The organism is Actinobaculum massiliense (assembly GCF_001457435.1).
GTDB lineage: Bacteria > Actinomycetota > Actinomycetes > Actinomycetales > Actinomycetaceae > Actinobaculum > Actinobaculum massiliense.
Window position 1 is genome coordinate 300835 of sequence record NZ_LN881716.1, and the last position, 20499, is coordinate 321333.

Sequence of the window (20499 nt, forward strand, 5' to 3'; positions counted from 1 at the left end):
AGTGGCGCTAGCCAGTAGCTCGGACTAGTGAATAAGCACCTTCAACGCATCGTGCTCAGCCGCGTGCGAGAACACCTCGTAGGCTTCGTCGAACTGATCGAAGCTGAACTCGTGCGTTACGAACTTATCGGCCGGAAGCTTCTTCGCCTCGACCATCTTCAAGAGCATGCCGAGGGTATTGGTGTTCACCAAGCCCGTCGTCAGCTTCACATTGTGGATCCACATCTTGTCGATGGGGAACTCGACCGGCTTGCCGTGCACGCCCATATTCGCCACCGCGCCGCCGGGGCGAACGATGTCCAGGCAGGCCTGGAAGGTTGCCGGCACGCCAACGGCCTCGATTGCCACGTCCACACCCAGTCCGTCAGTTAGCTCCAGAACCTTTTCCTGCCAGCCTTCCTGGCTATTGTTCACGGTGTCCGTTGCACCGAACTGCTTAGCGCGCGCCAGGCGCGCGTCGTCGAGGTCGATCGAAATCGTCCGCGACGGTCCGTAGAGCTGCGAGGTCATGACGGTGGAGAGGCCGACGGGTCCCGCGCCGACGACGGCGACGACGTCGCCCGGCTTCACGCCACCCGACTGCACACCGATCTCGAAACCGGTGGGGAGGATATCGGAAAGGAGGATGCCTTCGGCGTCGCTCACCGATTCGGGGATTTTGTAAACCGAGTTCTCCGCAAAGGGCACGCGGCAGTATTCAGCTTGCGTGCCGTCAATCATGTAGCCGAAGATCCAGCCGATTCCTTCAGCGCCTTCCGCGGCGAGGCAGTGCGAGTACATACCGATTCGGCAGTATTTACACTTTCCGCAGGAGGAAACACAGGAGAGGATGACCCGATCCCCGGGCTCCAAATTGGTAACGGAGGCGCCTACTTCCTCAACGATTCCAATACCTTCGTGGCCGAGGATGCGAGGTGTCTGAACCTCGGGGGTATCACCCTTGAGAATATGAAGATCTGTGCCACAGATCGTCGTCGCGTCCATTTTTACGATGATGTCCGTTGGTTCTTGGATTTTAGGATCGGGAACCGACATCCAAGAGCGCTTCCCTGGCCCCTCGTAAACCATTGCCTTCATTTTTTCTCCTTATCCGCGTCGCGGTTAGCCCGCGCCGCTCATCGTTAGGGGCGGGCCTACCCCCACTCGCAACCACGCGCATCGTTGGTGGGTCGCGTCGTAAAGTTGCCTCCCAAAACCGCACCCCTAGCTGGAGTTTTCTTCGAGGTAAGGCTTGCCCAATTTAGATGAGATATAGCGCCTCATCGAGTTCAGGCTAACGGGATGAAAGAGGCTCGGGAAAGAGACAAAGCGAAGTTTATGTTAGATAAATGATTATCTATTTGGTTTCCTAGCGCCACTCACAGTATTGAGTGATTCAAGACGGCGAGATTTCGGCACATCCCGAAAGCCGCCGAGGCGCGCCCCACCCGAGCGTCGAAAAAGTCATTCAGGAAACCCCAAGGTTCATTCACATAGAACGGTTCAAAGTTATCCGCGCTCCGCAGTTTGCCTACGGAATGGGCTTAAAGCAATGGTCGGGACGGCCGGATTTGAACCGGCGACCCCCTGTACCCAAAACAGGTGCGCTACCAAGCTGCGCCACGTCCCGAATTGCCCGCTTCACTCAAAGCAACTATGCGGCCGAGCGCCAGGCAACTGTCTTAGTTTAGGCGAAATCGCGGCAAGCCGGGGCGTTAGCTTAATCATCGGAATCCAGCACCACTGTGGTGCACGCAACCGTGCATTCGCCGCGCCCCACCTGGTATATTCGTTTGGTCCCGAGCGGTTCATCGCGAGGGCTCGCGAGTGTAGTTCAATGGTAGAACCTCAGCCTTCCAAGCTGTTGACGCGGGTTCGATTCCCGTCACTCGCTCCAAGCACTTTTCTAAGCATTCAAGCCACAAACACGCACTATGTAAACAGTGCGCGGTGTGCCAAAAATGCGAAAGTACTCAACTTGGTACACAAACTTGCTTCCTTCTGGCCGTAAATTACGGCTTGCTAAAAGGTTTTGAACTACTTGACGGAACGCGCCCACATTTCTTCGCTTTCACGCTCACCTGGAATCCAACGAACACGCCTCGAGTACGAGCTAAATACGCCATTGCTAAAATAATGTGGCGTCTGGTCTGCCTAGTAAACACTTCTCCAGCTTCAACCACTTGCCGTCTTTCCAGTTTTCGCTTACCACCTGGGATACTGTGAACTAGGCACACGACGTGCAACATATAAAAACGAGGATTTCATGTATCACGTTCACCACCCGGGCCCAAACAAGTCTCCCGGCGCGCGTTACCAAACAAGACCGATAGCGATAGACAGCGCAGTCAGCGCCTATATCGAACAGTGCCTTCTCAATGAAGACTTTTCCCTACTCGAATTATCTAGGCGCACCGGCATAGCCTATTCGCGCCTTGCGCGTACTGTGCGAGGCACACTTTCGCTAACCCTGTCAGAACTTGACATGATCGCTAAAGTATTTAGCCTCTCCGCCGCCGAATTAATCACGAGAGCACAAACGCTGAGCGAATATAATTACAGATCGAACGATCAGGGCCGCTAGTTGCCTGCGCAAGCCTTCCCCTAATCATCGTACCGTGGCGTAGCTGAATTCATTTACTAGCGTGCTTAATTATTCGTCTTTTCCAAGACTGCTAAGTCCACAATTTCACCACCACACTCTCTAGCAAGAGACTCTTGCGCAGAAAGGTCAGGCCATGGCCAACCCGAACCAAATGGCGAAGTGAGAGTTACTTGTCTGCAGTTACGGAGTGTATTGGCTACCCATCGGATCATTGGGATCACATAGCACTTTTGTGTTTTCCTTGGCGATGAAACCAATCGTCCACAAACCAAATAGGGAGCGTAGCCTGTACCGAGATCTTCCGACCACCCGAACTTCAGCCTGACGTAGCTTTCGAACCAATTTTTAGTTACACGTCACCAGCGGGACCGCAAGGGATTCCTCAAACTCAAGATAAATAGCGTCGTATATGGTTTACCGATGTCGCAAAGCCCAGAATTTCAGTATCGAGCAACTCAGGAGCAGCTAAATCTCCTACCGAAGCATTCCCTCCGCGAGCTCCTTTATTCGCGTGAGAGCCGATGGATCGCATTCTCTCGTGTATCGGCCCGCCCAGCTATAGAACTCGCGAGCGGCATCTAGGAGCCCGCGCAGGAAAGATGAGGGTTCGACAGGGTATCGATCCCCGCGTAGCTCAAAAATTGCTAGCGGACCTTTTTTGGCAACTGAAAAACCGGCGCGTTCTTCGCTGAAGTCTCCCCTGCCAAACCCCGTGTTTCCGTAGCCTTCGACGGCGTCGAGCACTCCACCCCAAAACAACCCGACGTTTGTCCAAGCGTCCGGCGGCATAATCTGCGCGTCATTGAGTTTTATGGACACCCACCCCTCGCCGGGAAATCCTTGGTCCGCCTGCCAATTCCACCAACGCGCCGCTTCCCCAGGGTCGCGCCTAATCGAAACCAGATAGTCAGGGTGACTGGCGGCAAAGGCAGCAGGATCCACGACGCCGACCCCTTTCAGAACAAAAGTCTCGACCTCAAGCTGCGCTTCATCCATCCATCGGTTCAAAATCCGCCCCTCATTTTGGCTAGTGCCGCCCCACCGCGGGAAATCCTTCGTAGATATTACTTCCCAGCGGTTGAATCGAGTACAGCTAGCTGCTCGGTTGTCGCCTTTTGGACGGCCTCGTCCCCGCTCGCCTCTCCGGCCACGAACGCGTCATGCGGGGCTGCGCCGTCGTCGAGGTGGTAGGCGGCGTACTCCGCGTTGTCACTCTTTTGCCGCAGGAGCGCGATGCGCCAGCACAGCAGGGAAAGCGCCAGGCAGATAAGCCCCACGCCGAGCAAAATCAGGGCATCCTTGCCAATCACGGCACCTCGCCCGAGGCTGATGGCTTCGCGGAAGCCATCAATGGAATACGTGAACGGGAGCCACGGCTTAATGGCGGCGAGTTCGGAGCGTCCGAGTTCCACGGGGAGCGTACCACCGGCGGCGGCGAGTTGAAGAATCAGCACGACGACGGCGATGCCCCGCCCCACAATGCCGAACGTCAGGGTAAGGAACTGCATGATCAGCATAAAGGCACAGCTGACGGCAAAAGCAAACGCGTACAAGACCAGGAAGTTCACGTCATAAGCCGAGGTGACGCCGATGAGCGCCGCCGCGCCAACCACCGCGACCGCCTCGAGCGCGCAAATGAGGAGGTAAAGCGGTAGGCGGCCGATGACCGTGCGAATGCGGCCGGCGCGGGCGCGGCGCGGGTACATGGGGTCGACGACGAAGAACAGCAGCAATGCACCGAGCCAGAGCGCCGTGGTCATGAAGAATGGGGCAAAGCCTTGGCCGTATCCATCGAGCGCGCCGAAGGATTCCTGCTGAGTTTTCAGCGGGCTCGCCGCGTACTCTCCCATTTCCTCGCTGGATGCGCCAAGATTTTCTCCCAAGGTAGCGGCGCCATCGGTAAGAGAATCATCGAGGGTTGCCGCGCCGTCCGCGAGCGCACCCGCACCATCGGTGGCCGAATTCAAACCCGCTTGGAGTTGTGGCATTCCTTGCGCCAGCTGGCCGGCGCCCGCGGAAACACTCTCCGCACCGGCGGACAGCTCCCCGGTTCCCGCCAGCAGGCCGCGCGTACCAGCAGCGGCACTTTCAGCGCCGTCCGCGAGCGCGCCCGCGCCCTGCGAAAGTTGCTGGCTGGCGTCATTGAGCCGGGCGGTACTACCAGCTAGCTCTCGCGAGCCGCTCGCCAGTTGCCCGGCTCCGGCAGAAAGCATTCCCATGGCCTCCGAGGAACCGGTCAGCTCACCGCTTAGTTGTCCCAACCCGTCGCGGATCTGACGCGAAGCCGAGGCGAGCGACCGGTCTTCGCTTTCGCTTGTGCCCACCGCGCTCCTCGCCGCACCGAGGTTCGTTGCCGCGGTCTCGGTAGCTCCGGAAGCCTGGCTCAGTTGGGTACTCATTTGGCCGGCTCCAGTAGCGACTTGCGCGCTGGCCTGATCGGCCAATGCCTGCCACTCCTCCGTAGTCTTCCCCTGGTAGATGCCACCCGATTGAGCGGCGGCAATCGCGGCGTGATAATACTGCGCCGCTCCGTTGGCACCAGCTTCAAGCCGCTGGGCTCCAATGGCGCCATGAGACAGCTGGGCAGATAGTTCAAGAAGCGAATCTTCGCCATTTTCCATTTGCGTGGAAAGATCATCCAAACCCGCGGTAATGCCACTAGCGGCTTGCTGCATGGTTTCAGCAGCGCCACCCGCCCGCGCGAGGCCGCTTTGAGCGGAGTTGATTCCCTCGGCAAGTTGCTGAGTCTGTTGCGGCAGCGCTTGCGTACTTTTCGATAGCTGATCGGTGCCGGCAGCCAGTTGCGCATTACCCGACGCCAAATCTTGTGCACCCACGGCAAGCCCATCGGTGCCCTGCGCCAGTTGCTGGGCGCCAGCATCGAGTGTTTTTGACCCTTCCGCCACGGACGCGGCGCCGCCTGCCAGCCGGTCGGCGCCATTCGCGGCGTCTCCGGCGGCGTTGGAGGCCTCCGTTAGGCCAGTATCTAGGTCCTGCAGACCGTCATTGAGTTGCCCCGCTCCGTCCGCGGCGCTTTGCATTCCGTCTCGCGCAGAGTGCAATCCCTCGTAGGCGCCGGAAACGTAGTTGCTCACGATTCTGTCCGCGAGCGCATCTTCAAATGCTTTCACAACCTGGGTTGATAGCTGGCTGAAAATGTAGTTATACCGCACGTCGCGATAAACAATGAGATCCGCGGCCTTGGGCGGGCCAGACTTCCCGGCCGCAACGTTCTGGCTGAAATCTTCGGGAATCTCGAAGACGAGCAAATACCCAGATTCTTCGACGCCATTTTCCAGCGCATGCTCGTCTAGGACCTGCCAGTTAGCGGCGGCATTGTCCGCCAGCGCATCGACCAGTGCATCACCCATATTAACGGCGTCGTCACCCAAAGTCGTGCCGGCGTCTTTATTGATAATGCCGACCGGAACCTTTGACATATTTCCGGCTACATCCATATAGCTCCAGCAATAGAAGCTGGCGAAGAATGCCACCACTAGCACGACGCCGATGATTTTGCTGATTTGCTTGGCGCGCCGAGATTTCATCACTACCCCCGCGGATCTTGACGAGTGTCAATAAATGGACGATAGTCAATCTATAGATTCCTGCCAATGGTTCAATATGTAATCTCTGGGCACGTGTCAAAGGTTTGACAGATAGAGGCTTAATGTCCAGAAAGAAGGGTAAAAGAGACAGTGCGGTCCACAACTAACCGAAGCGTTCAACGAACCCGCGCCATGATTCGTAAGGCGTTCTTCACGTTGCTCCGCACAAAGCCGGTGAGCAAAATTTCGGTTCGCGAGCTGGCTGAAACCTGCAATATTTCCCGCGGGACCTTCTATCTGCACTATCACGATGTTTTTGACCTGCTGGAGCAGGTGGAATCGGAGTTGCTGGAAGAGCTGGAACAACAGCTCCTGCAGGAAGTACCCGCCGGCGACGGCGAAGCTGAGTTCGCCCGCCTGCGCCGCGCCTTCCAGTTCGTCGTCGCCCACCGCGACGAAGTTGAGCTTCTGCTGGGAGGCCGCGGAAGCCTGACGCTCCAGCACCGCATGGAAGAGGTGGTGGGTTTTTACTACGTCGAAACCGTTACCCGCGCCTACGGCCCGCTGGATTCCTCAACACTTGATCTCTTCCGCCCCTACGCGGTGGCCGGCATCCTCGGCCTCACCCGCGCCTGGCTCGCCCGCGGCTGCGACACCGCGCCAGAGGATCTAGCCCAGGCCGTCGGCACCGCCAGCGCGTACGGGATTAAGGGATTCAAAACGCGCGGCGGCGCCCGTAGCGTCGAGGGACAGTAACGGCGAGTAACGGGGTTCGATTATGGGATAAACTGGGTCCTCGCCAAGCCTGGTGCACGCCACGAATCGCAGCACAAGCAACCCAGCCTGGCGCGCGCCACGAGCCTTGGCCAGTGCCACGCAATCCACGAAGGGAGAAACCCGCAGTGCTCGGAAAACCGCCCGAAAAGTTACTCAAAAACCGAGCCGTCCGCCTAATCGGCGAGTTCTGCCTAGTTCTCTTTGTCGCCTTCATTGTGACGACCAAGATCTCCCGCTCGTATAGCTTCTGGTGGATCGCGCTCTTTGCCGCGGTGATTGTCTCGCTTCCTGACGCCGTCGCGCTCCTGCGATCTTCGGTCCGAGCGGACTCCGAGAAACCGCACACGCCATAGGCCCGCGGGTAATACAACCTCGCCCAGGCGTTTAATGGCGCTTACTAGTTTTCCGCCCGCCCCAACTCGCTCACCTTAGAGCTCATGCGCGAGCTGACGTCACGGTAGTACTCCTGCTCTTCGGCACTCAGATCCTCGCTCAGCCATTTACTGAATTCACCAATCGCCCCGTTATACGACTTCGCGAAATCCATGCCCTTCGCGGAAAGCTCCGGATCGGCAGGATTCGCCGCCAACTGCTTCCGGTAGTGAACGTACTCATCGATAGACGCCTCATACTCGTCCATCGCCGCATTGAACTCGGGGCGCAGACCGGCGGCATTGCCACCCTGCCCGGACTCCTCCGTCGGATCTTCCGACTCCGGCTCCTGCGCTGTCGCCTCCGTACTAGCCGACGCGGACTGTTCCGCCTCGGCATTCTCCTCGTCAGCGAACCGTTGCCACTCTTCGATCGCGTTTGCGTACGACTCGTTGACCACATCCATCATGCACTGGCTAAGTGCCAGCTACACAGCACCTTCCGGATCTTTTGCGGAGTCATATTCCGCCTTGGTGAGGTCATTAAGTACGTCGGCCGAGACGACGTCGTAAATCTTCTCCGTCGTACAGTCGGCGATTTTCGGGCTAGCTATTTGCGGCGCGCCAGCGCCCAGCGGCCGGCATAGCCCAGCAGACCCAGCGCAAAGAAGCAAAGCAGGGCCAGGGTTCCCGCGTTCCAGGCTCCGCCGTCGAGATAAAGAATTTCTCGCAACCCCGCGCTCATATACCCCTGCGGCGCCCACGGAATAACGTAATTCGCCCAGAAACTCGGCAACACCTCCGCGGGGAGCACTGCCGTCATTGCGCCCAACACAATCGTGCACAGCGCCGCGAGGCCGCCAACCACCACGTGCAAATTGAACATTCCGTTGAAGAAGGTGAAAAGGAAGAATGCGCAAAGCGAGTAGAAGACGATGCCCATACCCCAGGCCATGGGAATTCCCGCCACCCAGTGCACCACACAGGTAACGCCCACGCCGATGACGAGCGCCGCCACCGCGCCATAGCCGAGCTGCGAAGCCAGGCTCTTGACCATCCGGTCCTTCGCGCCGCCGCCCAGCACTTTGTAGACCAGGAAGCCGGCAATAAACGATGCAATAACCAGCGGCAGGATGGACATCTGGAACACGATTACCGTTCCGAGCGGAGAGGAGGTATCAACATCAGGCCCCTCATGGATTACCGTGATTTGCACTGGCGTGGCTTGAGCGCCCTGTGCCGGTGACGTGGCTTGAGCGCCCTGTGCTGCCGGCCCCGCCTGCGCGCTTTGCTCAGCTTGAGACGCCTGGGTGCTGAGCATCTGGGACATACCCGCCTGGAGCTGGTTGACGATCATCGGGGACTTCGCCCGGTCGAGCGTAATCTGCACGGTTTCGAGCTCACCTTGGCCCAATCTGGCCGCGAGGGCGGAGGCGGTGAAGTTCTCCGGAATCACGATTGCGCCGTAGATTTCCTGATCCTCAAATAGCTCATCAATTTCGGCCTGGCTAGAAACCGGCCGGAGCTCAATTGCGCCGCTACTTCCAATTTGCTCGGCAACCTTGGAGCCCAGGTTCATCGGCCCCTGCGCGGTGGCGATCTCCTTATCGCGGCTGAGGAACGCAAACGGCAGGTCTTTCACCTGCATATTTGCCATGGGGTAAAACATGATCGGGAAAATTATGAGCACCGCCAAGATCACGACGATAGGTAGCGCATACCGGCGCTTTCCGAGGGTTGAAGCCATCTGAATTCCTTTCGACGACGCTAGCGTGATAGCCGCGGTGCGCCGAAAAAACGGGTAAATTAGACAATGTGTCTAGTTTTTAGCTCGCGAGGGCTACACACCAGTAATCTCGGAGGCTAAACGCTTGAAGAGGGCTTGGCCGGCCAATTACTCGCAAATCACTCCCCCGCGTGGCGCTTACGCCAGCACATACCCCGCGCATGTCCATGAACGAAAGAAAGAAGAATGGCACGCCCATCAAAAACTGCTGTTGCCGCACCCGCCCGCTTGCGAGAAGCGTTCTGGGCCGCGCTTGAGCAAACCCCATATGCGCAATTGACGGTGCGCGAGCTGGTGGGGCGAGCGGGCCTGAACCGAAACTCGTTTTATTACCATTACGCCAATGTAACCGAGCTTGCCGAAGATGCCCTGCGCGTGCTACGGCCGCACGAACTAGCAGCGAGAGTCCTTGCCAATCCGCATGACACCGCTGCGGTTCTCCAGGCAGTCAAGGAATTTCCAGAGATCGCGGTACGGGCACATCGCTTAAGCTTGGCGGTCGGGCCGCATGGCTCAGGAGCGCTTCCAGAACTCGTGAAGCAGAACGCGATCAAATTTTGGCTAGAGCTATTCGAGGTTCCAGAATCAGCGCTTACCGATGAAGACTGCCAGATTCTTCGCTTTACCATCGGCGGTTTCATCACCCTCGTTGCGGACGCCCCGAAAACCAACAATTGGATCGAGATTAACCGGATCATTTCCGTTCCGTTTTATCTCTCCATCGTCGACCACGCCAGCGCGATCCTGCGGGCCGCCCACGCGCGGGCCGTTGGCGATGGCCAGCCGTCCTGATTCACTCGGCCCTCACCAGCCAGGCCTAGCAGCCGCATCCGGTTCTGCTTGCCCGAGCACCTCGCGTCGCACCTCGCGAATACAACGCAAAGCCCCCGAGGAGTTCACCCCGGGGGCTTTAGCGCTGAAACTAAAAGTTAGTTAGTCCGAGAGCAGGCCGCTCTGGTAAGCCTTGGCCAGCTTGCGCGGAATACGCACTTCGCGGCCACGCACGCGGACGGACTGAAGCCGAATCGGGCCAGCCTTCCACTGCGAGCGACGAGAGCGGGTGTTGCTGCGGGACATCCTGCGCTTAGGTACTGCCATATGTCTACCGCTCCTTCCTACTTCTGGGCCGCTCTTGCGCAGCCATCGAATTCTGAACGCGTGCGCACACTTGTGCCACGCACGATGGACTAGTCTAACCGAGGGCTCAAAGCCGCGCCAGCCTTTAAATATCCTCATGGGTCACATTTTGCTTACCATAGAAGGCATGACCGACTACCTCCTCTCCCCCGGCGCGCGCCTCGAAGCGGAAATTGAGCGCAAGCGTTCGCGCTTTATCACCGTCATTGAGCGGGTTTCCACCGTGGAAGAGGCACGCGCGGTGATCCAGGGCGAAAAGGAGCGCTTCCCGGACGCGCGTCACTGGTGCACGGCTTTTGTGGTCTCCATCCCCGGTTCAAGTCCGGTACTTAATTCTTCCGACGACGGCGAACCTTCAGGCACCGCGGGCCGCCCCATGCTTGATGTCCTCACCGGCCGGGAGCTAGTCGACGTCGTCGCCGTCGTGACTCGGTACTTCGGGGGAACGCTACTGGGCACGGGAGGTTTGGTTTCCGCCTACTCTGACTCAACGGCCGAAGCGCTACGCGGCGCGGCGATTTTCGAGCGGGTGATGCTCCCCCAATACGAGATAATGTTTCGACACGCCGACGCCGGGCGCTACATTGCGGCGCTCGAGGCGGGGGGCTTCAGCACCAGCCAGGAATACCTCGCTAGCGGAGTTGAGGTGAAAGTCGCATCCGCGAACAAATCCGAGCTTTTTGGGCTCGTGGCGTCGGTGAGCTCAGGAGCCGCCGAGCCACGCCATATTGGCGAAATTGCGGTAGAAATCCCGGCCGGGGAGCTGGCTTAGGGCCCGCCCGTCGGCACGGCGCGACACCCCGTCGCGCGCCTATCGCGCGCTTGCCGCGCATTTATTTCCAGATTTCATTCTCGGTGAGATTTGTACGTTGACCCCGGTTATGGACTATATTGAATGCCGTTGGTTGAAAATGACACCGGAAGGAGAGCCGATCATGCAGTGTTTCATGCAGTCGCCCGCCGTGTTTAACGTCGTTTTCACCTGTCCGTGTTTGTAGAGCGTCGAGCCTTAAAGGTGCGCTTTACTCGCGTGCGCTCTCGGCGCTCCAACTGAGCTCAGCTTCGGGGATCGATCCCGCTGGCTCGCGCGGCACGATCGTGCCGGATGAGTAACTCCCGATCACTTTTTATTTGCGCGTATTCGATCAGTGCGCATGTGCGTCTGGATTCGTGGCTCTATACATCCTGATCTAAGGCCCATCGCATTCTGATCTTTTCCCTCACGCGAACAACACGTTCGGGATCGCAAAAACGGAGAAATAAGGCAACCTCTTTTCTCTTTCTCCTCAAAGTTCATCGTCGGTTTGCCCGCTTGGCGCACTCTGATGTTTGAGTTATTCATCCCCGCACACGTGGCCGTTATGTAAATGGCCGTTACGTGAAAACGTCAAGGCCCCAAATCAAGACAGAAAAACGGATAGAACAACACAACGCTGAAAGGTACTTTCATGGCAAAGATTTTCGAAAACGCAACGCAGGCTGTTGGGCACACCCCCCTCGTCCGCATCAACAAGCTCAACGAGGGCAACGGCGGCCAGATCCTCGCCAAGCTCGAGTTCTACAATCCCGCGAACTCGGTGAAGGATCGCGTGGCGGTTGCGATCGTCGACGCCGCAGAAAAGGCGGGGGCACTCAAGCCGGGTGGCACGATTGTGGAAGGTACTTCGGGTAACACCGGTATCGGCCTGGCCTGGGTGGGCGCGGCCCGCGGTTACAAGGTCATCCTCACCATGCCGTCCTCGATGTCGGTTGAGCGCCGCGCGCTCCTGCGCGCATTTGGTGCCGAGCTCGTTTTGACCGAGCCCGCTGCCGGAATGCAGGGCGCGGTGGACAAAGCAAAGGAAATCGCCGAAACCACCGAAAACGCGATTTTGGCCTCCCAGTTCTCCAACGAGGCGAACCCCGGAATCCACGAGAAGACCACCGGCCCGGAAATCTGGGAAGACACCGACGGCAAGGTTGACTACATCATTTCCGGCATTGGTACCGGCGGAACGATTACCGGCATCGGCCGCTACCTGCGTTCCCAGAACCCGGATGTCAAGCTCGTCGCCGTCGAGCCCGCCGAGTCGCCCCTGCTTTCCGAAGGTAAGGCCGGATCGCACAAGATCCAGGGCATTGGCGCTAACTTCGTGCCCGATGTACTCGATACCGAGCTCTACAACGAAGTGATTACTGTACCGAGCAACGAGGCGTTCCGCGTGGCGCGCGAGGCCGCGCATAAGGAGGGCCTGCTGGTCGGAATTTCCGCCGGCGCCGCGCTTTACGCCGCGCTCGAAGTAGCGAAGCGCCCCGAGGCCGAAGGCAAGAATATCGTGGCGATCATTCCGGACTTCGGCGAGCGCTACGTTTCTACCGCGCTCTTCGACGGATACAAGGAGTAGCGTTCACATAACGCAGGTTAGCCGGCTTGGCGAGTTCCCCCGAACTTGCCAAGCCGGCAGGCCATAGGCAATAAATGCATAAGCAACTAGCGGCTCGCACGCGGCTGGCGGTATTCGTACCCGAAACCGCGCCATATAGCCAAGCATTCACCGAGCGGAAAGAGACGGAATCGTGAAAAAACCAGGCTTCCTCAAGCTCATGCGCGAAGACCTCGAGGCAGCAAAGCGCCACGATCCCGCCGCGCGTTCCACTCTAGAAGTGGCGCTCGCTTACTCCGGGGTGCATGCCGTGTGGGCCCACCGTGTTTCGCACGCAATGTGGGTCAAGTCCGAGAAACTCCGCCTGCCGGCACGGCTCTTGTCCCAGCTCAGCCGAGCCGTCACCGGCGTCGAGATCCATCCCGCAGCAAAAATTGGCCACCGACTCTTTATTGACCATGGCATGGGCGTGGTCATCGGCGAAACCGCGGAAGTGGGCGATGATTGCCTGCTCTACCACGGCGTTACCCTGGGTGGCACATCGTCGGATCCCGTCAAGCGTCACCCCACTTTGGGTGACAACGTCATGGTCGGCGCGGGCGCCAAAATCCTTGGGCCAATTGATGTGGGCGACGACGCGCAGGTCGGCGCCAACGCCGTCGTCGTCAAAAATGTGCCGGCAGGCGCAACCGCGGTGGGAATCCCCGCAGAGGCGCGCCAGCCGGCGCAAAAGAAGGACGACGATTTCTACATCGACCCGGCAATTTATATTTAGTAGCTGGCCGCGTTGCCAATCGCGCTAGCTAGCCGCGCTGCTCCTCGTAGGCGCCAATGGCATTAATCCGGCGCTGATGGCGCTCGTCTTCCGAGAACGGCGTCTCGAGGAACCATTTCACCAGCTGAAGCGCCTCTTCCTGGCTGTGCTGCCGAGCTCCAATCGAAATGACATTCGCATTATTGTGCTCGCGGCCCAACTTGGCGGTGTCCTCGTTCCAGGCCAGGATCGCCCGCACGCCCTTCACCTTATTCGCCGAGATCTGCTCGCCGTTGCCCGAGCCGCCCAGCACAATTCCGAGCGAACCGGGATCGTTCACCGTTCCCTCTGCCGCGGCGATGCACGGCTGGGGGTAATCATCCTGGGCGTCGTATTCCTTGGCTCCGTGGTCAACCACTTCGTAGCCGAGCTTGCCCAACTCCTCGCGCAAATGTTCCTTCAGTTCAAAACCGGCATGGTCAGTTCCAATATGTACTCGCATGGCCTCATTCTATGCTGACCTTTTTGCCCAAACATGGGCTTTTGGAGCCGGGCGCCGCCCGTTCGCTCATGGCCTTGATTTCGACCTCTACCAGCGTCGTCGATTAAGGTTCTCCTATGACGAATATAGCATTAGAAGAAGTCCTCTCCGGGCGCGATGAATCCGTTCTCCCGCAAGATGATCTTTTCCGCGCGGTTAACGGAACCTGGCTCGACAACGAACCCATTCCGGCCGATCAGGCCCGCGTGGGATCGTTTATGAAACTGCGCGATGAGGCGGAAGAGCACGTTCGCGAGCTCATTGAAAACGCCTCCGTAGATGCCGGTGAAGTTTCCGACGACGCCGCCGCTCCGGCCGCCTCCGACACCACCAAAGTCAAGAATCTCTACTCTTCTTGGATGGACACCGAGGCCATTAATGCCAAAGGCACCGACCCCATTAAGCCTCAGCTAGATAAGATCGCGGGCGCTGCGGACAAGAGCGAACTCGCGGTCATCGTCGGCAAACTTATGCGCACCGGCATCGGCACTTTCTTCGGCATTGGCGTGGACTCCGGTTTTGACGATCCCGACACCAACCACGCTCTGATGTGGCAGTCCGGGATTGGCTTGCCTGACGAGGCCTACTACCGCGAAGAGCAATTTGCACCGGTCCTCGAGGCATACCAGAAATTCGTGCCCGAGCTGATTGAACTCGGCCTGGAAAAGGACTCTGCCGAGGCCGAGAAGCTGGGCGGCGTCGTCGTCGAACTGGAGAAGAAAATTGCCGCGCACCACATGAATATCGTGGATTCGCGCAACGCCGATTTGCTCAACAACCCCATGGGTTTTGCTGAGCTCGCCCAGCGCGCACCCGGATTCGATTGGGAGGCCGCGCTCTCGGCCGCCGGTTTTGACACCGAAAACCTCGGCGAAATTATCGTCCTCAGCCCCAACGCGATTGCCGGTGGCGCGCAGGTATGGGACGAGGCTTCCCTCGACGACCTCAAGACTTACTGCGCCTGGCGCCTGCTCCTCGGCTCGGCAACCTTCCTTACCGAGGCCATCGACGCCAAGAACTTTGAGTTCTACGGGACCGTACTCTCCGGCACCGAAGAGCAGCGCGATCGCTGGAAACGCGGCGTGGCGTTGGTGAATTCGCTCATTGGCGAGGCGGCCGGAAAGCTCTACGTGGAAAAGTACTTCCCGCCGGAGGCCAAGGCGAAGATGGACGTGCTGGTGGCTGATCTCCTCGAGGCCTACCGTCGCTCGATTCGCGAGCTCGATTGGATGGGCGAAGAAACCAAGCAGCGCGCGCTGGCTAAGGTAGACACTTTCAACCCGAAAATTGGCTACCCGGAGAAGTGGAAGGACTATTCCAGCGTTTCCATTGGCGACGATCTGCTGGCGAACGTGGCCGCGCTCTCGGAGTTCGAATTCCAGCGCGATATCGACAAGCTTGGCAAGCCCGTGGATAAATCTGAATGGCTTATGAACCCGCAGGAAGTGAACGCCTACTACAACCCGCAGTGGAATGAGATCGTGTTCCCGGCGGCAATTTTGCAGTTCCCGTTCTTCGACCCCGAGCGCGACGCGGCGTTTAATTACGGCGGCATTGGTGCGGTAATCGGCCACGAAATCGGCCACGGTTTCGATGACCAAGGCTCGAAGTACGACGAAACCGGCAAGCTCAAGAACTGGTGGACCGACGCGGATCGTAGCGAGTTTGAGAAACGCACGAAGGCACTGGTTGACCAGTACAGCGCTTATGTTCCCGAGCAGTTTGAGGACAGCTCGAGCTTCCACGTCAACGGCGAGCTGACCCTGGGCGAGAACATTGGCGATCTGGGCGGGCTTTCGATTGGTTTGAAGGCTTACCGCATTTTCCTGGAGCGCGAGGGAATTGAGCTGGCCGACGCCCCCACGATCGAGGGCTGGACCGGGGCGCAGCGCGTCTTCCTTTCCTACGCCCGCATTTGGCAGGAAAAATCGCGCGACGCTTTCTTGCAGCGGCAGGTTTCCACCGACCCGCATTCGCCGTCGGAATTCCGTTGCAATGGCGTGGTGAAGAACGTCGACGCCTTCGCTGATGCATTCGGCGTGAAGGAGGGCGATGCGCTCTACCTCGCGCCCGAGGAGCGCGTGCGCATTTGGTAGCGGCGGCTAGGGGTGGCTGGCTGGTGATCCGTCGGCGCCGCGCGGGGGTAGTTCGTGCGGAATGCGGTGCAGGCAGTCGCGCGGATCGCGCGGCAGTGGCTGCGAATACCAGCCGGCGGTTGGCAGCCGGTAGCGCCTAACAGAAACAATCCGACATCTGGGGTGCTTGAGCCTGAAAAGGCTTAGGCACCCCAGATTGCCTTGTCGCGACCGCATATTTATTGCGCAAATATTTTCCTTTGCGGCTTTATTGGCTCCGTCGGTTTTCTTTATCGTCGGGTTCATGAGGGGCACGCCGTTGTATCCTTCAGATTCCACTTTTTCGAGTCAAAGAAGATCGCATGAAAAAGAATTTAGTAATTTTCTCCGCCGCGGTGGCATCACTGGGTGGATTGCTCTTCGGGTTTGACACATCCGTCATCTCCGGCACCACCGGTGCACTCCAAGACATGTGGCAACTCTCCCCGGGAGAGCTTGGCTTCACCGTATCTTGCGCGACCATTGGCACAATTTTCGGAGCCCTATTTGGTGGCGCGCCCGCCAATAGGTTTGGCCGTAAGCCAATGCTCATGGTCCTCGGTTTCCTGTACACAGTGACGGCCATATTCGTGGCAATCGCCAGTTCGTGGTGGGTATTCATTGTTTTCCGGACACTTGGCGGTGTCACGGTCGGGGCATCATCGGTTGTTGCGCCTCTTTACACGGCCGAGATTTCACCGGCAAAGAGACGAGGAAAGCTCGTCGCTACCTTCCAGCTGAACGTGGTGATTGGCATCGTACTGGCGTACCTGTCCAATTTCGTCATCGTCCGCATGATGCCGATTGAGCAAGGCTGGCGCTGGATGCTCGCGATGCAGGCAGTACCCGCAATTATTTTCTGGATCCTGGTTCACTTCATTCCGGAATCGCCGCGCTGGCTTTACTCACGCGGACGGACCGCGGAAGCAACCGCGGTGATGGAAGATCTCTTCGACAAGGAAGAACTTAGCGCGGTGCTAAGCAGCCTCGCTGAACCCGCCCACGAGCCAGAAAATAAAAAGCCCTCTCTCCCGTTCCTCAACCGCCACAATGCTCGCCCAATTCTTATGGCGTTCTTGATTGCCTTCTTTAGCCAATTCGCGGGAACAAACGCGGTGCTTTACTATGCCCCGTCACTCCTATCGCAAGCCGGCATCCCGGGTGACGCCGCGTTTGCCGCTTCCATTCTGGTGGGCCTTACAAACCTCGTGTTTACGCTTCTCGGCAGGTCGCTCATTGATCGCGTTGGGCGCCGGCCGCTGGTCATGATTGGAGCCGGAGTTGATTTCCTCGCCTTGATCGCCATCGCGGGTATCTTCCACTTCTCCGGAGGAGAGCTGAACTCCACCACGGGAATTATCGTGCTCGCTCTCATCATGGTATTTATCGCGGCACTCGCCGCCGGAATCGGTTCGGTACTGTGGGTCTTCATCTCGGAGATTTTCCGGCCCGAATACCGCGCGCAGGGTCAGGCGGTTGGATCTGCCTCGCACTGGATTTGCGCCGCCATCGTTTCGGGAACTTTCCCGGTTCTCTTCACCCATTCCATGGTCGGCACCTTCGCGCTCTACGCCGCCTGCATGCTGGGCGCGGTCGCCTGGTCGGTGTTCCAAATGCCCGAAACTAAGGGCCGCAGATTGGAAGAAATTGGCGAAGAGTAGCTTGGGTTAGCGCGTCGCAAAATCGTGTCCAGCGATGCGTCGCCGTCGCCCTCACTTTGGCGACGTCGGTGCGATGGAAAAATCCAAGCCGTCCGCACCTGAATCTTTAGTAGTCTCTTCAGAGGAATATAAATCATGAAAACAACCATGGCTGACGTTGCTCGAGAGGCTCAAGTCTCAATCTCGACCGTCTCGCATGTTCTCAACGGGACACGGCGTGTAAAGCAGTCGACCCGAGAGGCAGTAATTGACGCTATCCAAAAGCTCAATTACGAGGCGCCACGCACGATTCGTTCGCTCCGTGCGGGGGCGCGCCCCTCGCTGGGAATCGTTGGCTCGATTCTTGAGAATTCAGGTGGCTTGGCTCAACTGTTGGAAGTTATGCGCGCGGCGGAAGACGAAGGATTCGAACCAATTATGGCCGATTCACTCGCTTCCATACCCGGCGAGGAGCGAGCCGTGCGCACGCTCCTTGCCCAGCACGTTGACTCCATCGCCATCAGCCCCGTCAGGGGGTGGCGCCGGCACAGTCTCCGCCTCTTACGCCAAAGCGGAATCCCATTCGTGGTTGTTGGAGTAGTTGACCGGGGAACCCTTGCCCATCAAATTGCTCCCGACCGCGCCGGAGCTATTCAAATCATTACCCAAACCCTGCTCCGCTCGGGCACTGGTCATCCCGTTCTCGTTTTTCCCGATCGTCATATTGCGGCGGGTTCGGAGCAGATGCGCGGTTTTGAACGTGCGCATGCCCTGGAAGGGAAAAGGGTCGGGCGCGGCCAGCTCCTGGCCGGAACCCCGTCGGAAACACGCCTCACCAGGAATCTCATGCGGGCTCTCTCGGATAGTGGGGACGGCCTGGTGCTAGGAAGTTCAGCTTTTGCCCGAAGCGCGCTCGCGGCGGCCGCCCACCTCGGGTTGATTGTTGGTTACGACGTAAAGGTCGCCGTTTTCGACGACGCACCTAAGTTTCTTCCAACCCCTGAACAATTTGTCCGCGCGATTCCGGCTACGGATCGTATCGCCGATCGAGCAATCGCACTCCTGCGTAGCCAGATTGGGCAAAGCGCGTCCACCCAGCGGAAAACTGAAACTGTTTTGCCCGTATTCATTGCGGGTAAGCAAAGCGGAATTTCCGCTCGAGCGCTGGAATCCCATACCAAATTGTCCGAGCCCTACCTAACTAATGATTACGACGACGTCGTCCTTACAACCTCCGCGCACGGACGCCGTGCCGCCGGTTGGAATCTCACAGATAGAAAACACACCATCCCCCATCGAGTATCGAAGGAGATACCCATGACAAATTCCCAATTCCCCGACCGCTATTTCCCCGGCCTTCACATTCGTCCGCGCTTCGGATGGGTGAACGACCCCAACGGATTCCACCGCGTGGGAGACACTTGGCACATGTTTTACCAGCACAACCCTGAAGCACCCTGGCACAATCAGATCACCTGGGGACACATGACCTCCAAAGATCTCGTCAACTGGGTCGAGCAGCCAATTGCGCTCCGCCCGCGTTCGGGCAAGGAGGACTCCGCCGGATGCTGGTCCGGTATTGGCCTCATTCACGAGGGAATCTCGTCGCTTCTCTATACAGGTGTCACGCGCCAGGATGGCCCTTCCGTTACGATTCTCGCGGAGCAACTGGCAGATGGCTCACGCTGGGAGCGCACCGCCGTCGTCGCGGAAATGCCACCTATCGAAAACGTGCGCGCAATGCGCGACCCGTTTGTGTTCGAACACGATGGGAAAACACTGGCCATCCACGGCGGTGGTTTCGACGATGGAACGCCCGCAGTTTTCGTTTACGACGCCAGCGACTGGAAGAACTGGAAGTTCCTCGGCACGCTTCTCAAGGGCGACGACGCAATTGCGTCCGTCCACGCGCACGCCTCGATTTGGGAGTGCCCGCAACTCGTGCCCGTCGGAAACAAATGGGTACTTATTCTGTCTCTGTGGGTGGAGGCGGAAACCCTCATGGATCATCTCACCGGCGTTGCGTACCTGGTCGGCGACCTCGACCTTTCCGCTGGTTATCCACAATTCATTCCCTCGGATGGCGGCAGCTTTGATCGCGGCGCCGATTTCTATGCTCCCCAGTGCAAGCTGGACGACGATCGAGTTCTTGCCTGGGGTTGGACCTGGGAAGGCGCCGAACGCTCCGATCAAGAAATCGACGAGTCCGGATACAACGGCGCCCTAACCTTCCCGCGAGAAGTGGTTATGACGGATGGTCGAGTTCATATGCGCCCCGCTCCGGAAATCTATAAGCTTCGCGAACGCGGTTTACGAGAACTCACACATATTGATATTCCCTTCTCGGCCGACCTCACGGGTGAAGGCACCGTACAACTTTCAGATACGCAGACAGGCGAGGACCTGGTTCGATTGACTGTTACCGGCCAGGCATCGTTGTGGGTCGATGGTTCCATCGTTGAGTTCTTCGGTGCCGGTCCGTCGGTGACGCAACGCGTTTACCCCAAGGGTTCTCTCAAACTGACGACCTCCGAAAACGTGAAGGTTCAGGCTTTCGCGCTTTCAGCGTTCGACGACGACGGAGCGCGGCGTGCTAACGCCGTGAGGTTTGCCGGCGAGGTGGAATAGGGCGGCCGGGCCGCTTGGCAACCGCGCGGGATTACGCGCGCGGACCGGGCGGCGTAACCGCGAGGCCTGCCGGGCCGGCCGTGGCCGAGCCTGCATAGTGGCCCGGGCATGCCGGTCGTTATCATTGCGCGGCCGGGCCCGCGCCGCTCGCCACAGACAAGCTACCATGCTGGCCATGTAAAACCGCCGAGCCGGCACCGCTCGCCGTGGCATATTGCTTAGCAAACACGCGTTACTTCACCAGCTCGCCTCTGTC

The 20499-nt window shown here is 58.6% G+C and carries 17 protein-coding genes and 2 tRNA genes; 11 read left to right on the plus strand and 8 right to left on the minus strand.

Annotated elements, in window-relative coordinates; genetic code table 11:
• Nucleotides 1–24: 24 nt before the first annotated feature.
• Together BN2664_RS01580 and BN2664_RS01585 are read right to left on the minus strand one after the other, a co-directional pair.
• A complete protein-coding gene (locus BN2664_RS01580; RefSeq protein WP_007000472.1) occupies nt 25–1077 on the minus strand; it encodes a zinc-dependent alcohol dehydrogenase family protein in 1053 nt (350 codons plus the stop codon).
• A 455-nt stretch (nt 1078–1532) separates the two neighbouring features.
• A tRNA-Pro gene (locus BN2664_RS01585) sits at nt 1533–1609 on the minus strand.
• 193 nt (nt 1610–1802) lie between these two features.
• On the opposite strand from BN2664_RS01585, the gene BN2664_RS01590 reads away from it, so the two are divergent.
• Nucleotides 1803–1876, plus strand: a tRNA-Gly gene (locus BN2664_RS01590).
• A gap of 369 nt (nt 1877–2245) precedes the next feature.
• Nucleotides 2246–2563 carry a helix-turn-helix domain-containing protein gene (locus tag BN2664_RS09505; protein WP_007000473.1) on the plus strand — a complete coding sequence of 106 codons (318 nt, stop codon included), beginning with the start codon at nt 2246–2248 and terminating at the stop codon, nt 2561–2563.
• A 495-nt stretch (nt 2564–3058) separates the two neighbouring features.
• Here the strand turns inward: BN2664_RS09505 and BN2664_RS01595 are convergent, their stop codons facing one another.
• Nucleotides 3059–3592, minus strand: a complete 534-nt coding sequence (locus BN2664_RS01595; RefSeq protein ID WP_197408633.1) for a hypothetical protein — start codon at nt 3590–3592, stop codon at nt 3059–3061.
• Between the two features lie 56 nt (nt 3593–3648).
• On the minus strand, nt 3649–6132 hold the full coding sequence (locus BN2664_RS01600; RefSeq protein ID WP_007000475.1) for a YhgE/Pip domain-containing protein: 2484 nt from the start codon (nt 6130–6132) through the stop codon (nt 3649–3651).
• A gap of 192 nt (nt 6133–6324) precedes the next feature.
• Between BN2664_RS01600 and BN2664_RS01605 the strand changes: the two genes are divergently transcribed.
• Both BN2664_RS01605 and BN2664_RS01610 read left to right on the plus strand, forming a co-directional pair.
• Nucleotides 6325–6888, plus strand: a complete 564-nt coding sequence (locus BN2664_RS01605; RefSeq protein ID WP_007000476.1) for a TetR/AcrR family transcriptional regulator — start codon at nt 6325–6327, stop codon at nt 6886–6888.
• Nucleotides 6889–7034: 146 nt separating this feature from the next.
• Entirely contained in the window at nt 7035–7262 is a 228-nt protein-coding gene (locus BN2664_RS01610) for a hypothetical protein (protein WP_007000477.1), read from the plus strand.
• Nucleotides 7263–7306: 44 nt separating this feature from the next.
• Here the strand turns inward: BN2664_RS01610 and BN2664_RS01615 are convergent, their stop codons facing one another.
• Together BN2664_RS01615 and BN2664_RS01620 are read right to left on the minus strand one after the other, a co-directional pair.
• Complete coding sequence (locus BN2664_RS01615) at nt 7307–7750, minus strand: DUF6591 domain-containing protein (RefSeq protein ID WP_007000478.1); 444 nt, start codon at nt 7748–7750, stop codon at nt 7307–7309.
• A 140-nt stretch (nt 7751–7890) separates the two neighbouring features.
• The gene (locus BN2664_RS01620) at nt 7891–9027 is read right to left on the minus strand and encodes an ABC transporter permease (protein ID WP_007000479.1); all 1137 of its coding nucleotides are present in this window, start codon (nt 9025–9027) and stop codon (nt 7891–7893) included.
• 225 nt (nt 9028–9252) lie between these two features.
• On the opposite strand from BN2664_RS01620, the gene BN2664_RS01625 reads away from it, so the two are divergent.
• A complete protein-coding gene (locus BN2664_RS01625) occupies nt 9253–9858 on the plus strand; it encodes a TetR/AcrR family transcriptional regulator (protein WP_007000480.1) in 606 nt (201 codons plus the stop codon).
• Nucleotides 9859–9999: 141 nt separating this feature from the next.
• On the opposite strand, the gene rpmF is transcribed toward BN2664_RS01625, so the two are convergent.
• The gene (rpmF, locus tag BN2664_RS01630; protein ID WP_007000481.1) at nt 10000–10164 is read right to left on the minus strand and encodes a 50S ribosomal protein L32; all 165 of its coding nucleotides are present in this window, start codon (nt 10162–10164) and stop codon (nt 10000–10002) included.
• Between the two features lie 166 nt (nt 10165–10330).
• Here rpmF and BN2664_RS01635 point away from each other — a divergent pair, with 166 nt between their 5' ends.
• From BN2664_RS01635 to epsC, 3 genes are all read left to right on the plus strand, one after another.
• A complete protein-coding gene (locus tag BN2664_RS01635; RefSeq protein ID WP_040317094.1) occupies nt 10331–10975 on the plus strand; it encodes an IMPACT family protein in 645 nt (214 codons plus the stop codon).
• 676 nt (nt 10976–11651) lie between these two features.
• On the plus strand, nt 11652–12587 hold the full coding sequence (cysK, locus tag BN2664_RS01640) for a cysteine synthase A (protein WP_058120594.1): 936 nt from the start codon (nt 11652–11654) through the stop codon (nt 12585–12587).
• 145 nt (nt 12588–12732) lie between these two features.
• Nucleotides 12733–13341 carry a serine O-acetyltransferase EpsC gene (gene epsC, locus BN2664_RS01645; RefSeq protein ID WP_374047444.1) on the plus strand — a complete coding sequence of 203 codons (609 nt, stop codon included), beginning with the start codon at nt 12733–12735 and terminating at the stop codon, nt 13339–13341.
• Nucleotides 13342–13369: 28 nt separating this feature from the next.
• Here epsC and BN2664_RS01650 read toward each other — a convergent pair whose 3' ends face one another.
• Entirely contained in the window at nt 13370–13822 is a 453-nt protein-coding gene (locus BN2664_RS01650; RefSeq protein ID WP_007000485.1) for a ribose-5-phosphate isomerase, read from the minus strand.
• A 116-nt stretch (nt 13823–13938) separates the two neighbouring features.
• On the opposite strand from BN2664_RS01650, the gene BN2664_RS01655 reads away from it, so the two are divergent.
• The 3 genes from BN2664_RS01655 to BN2664_RS01665 all read left to right on the plus strand — a co-directional run bounded on the left by BN2664_RS01655 (nt 13939) and on the right by BN2664_RS01665 (nt 20243).
• Nucleotides 13939–15957, plus strand: coding sequence for a M13 family metallopeptidase (locus BN2664_RS01655; protein WP_007000486.1), 2019 nt, complete (start codon nt 13939–13941; stop codon nt 15955–15957).
• 341 nt (nt 15958–16298) lie between these two features.
• Nucleotides 16299–17636: a sugar porter family MFS transporter gene (locus BN2664_RS01660; protein WP_007000487.1), complete on the plus strand. Its 1338-nt coding sequence runs from the start codon at nt 16299–16301 to the stop codon at nt 17634–17636.
• A 135-nt stretch (nt 17637–17771) separates the two neighbouring features.
• On the plus strand, nt 17772–20243 hold the full coding sequence (locus BN2664_RS01665; protein ID WP_007000488.1) for a LacI family DNA-binding transcriptional regulator: 2472 nt from the start codon (nt 17772–17774) through the stop codon (nt 20241–20243).
• Nucleotides 20244–20499 lie beyond the last annotated feature (256 nt).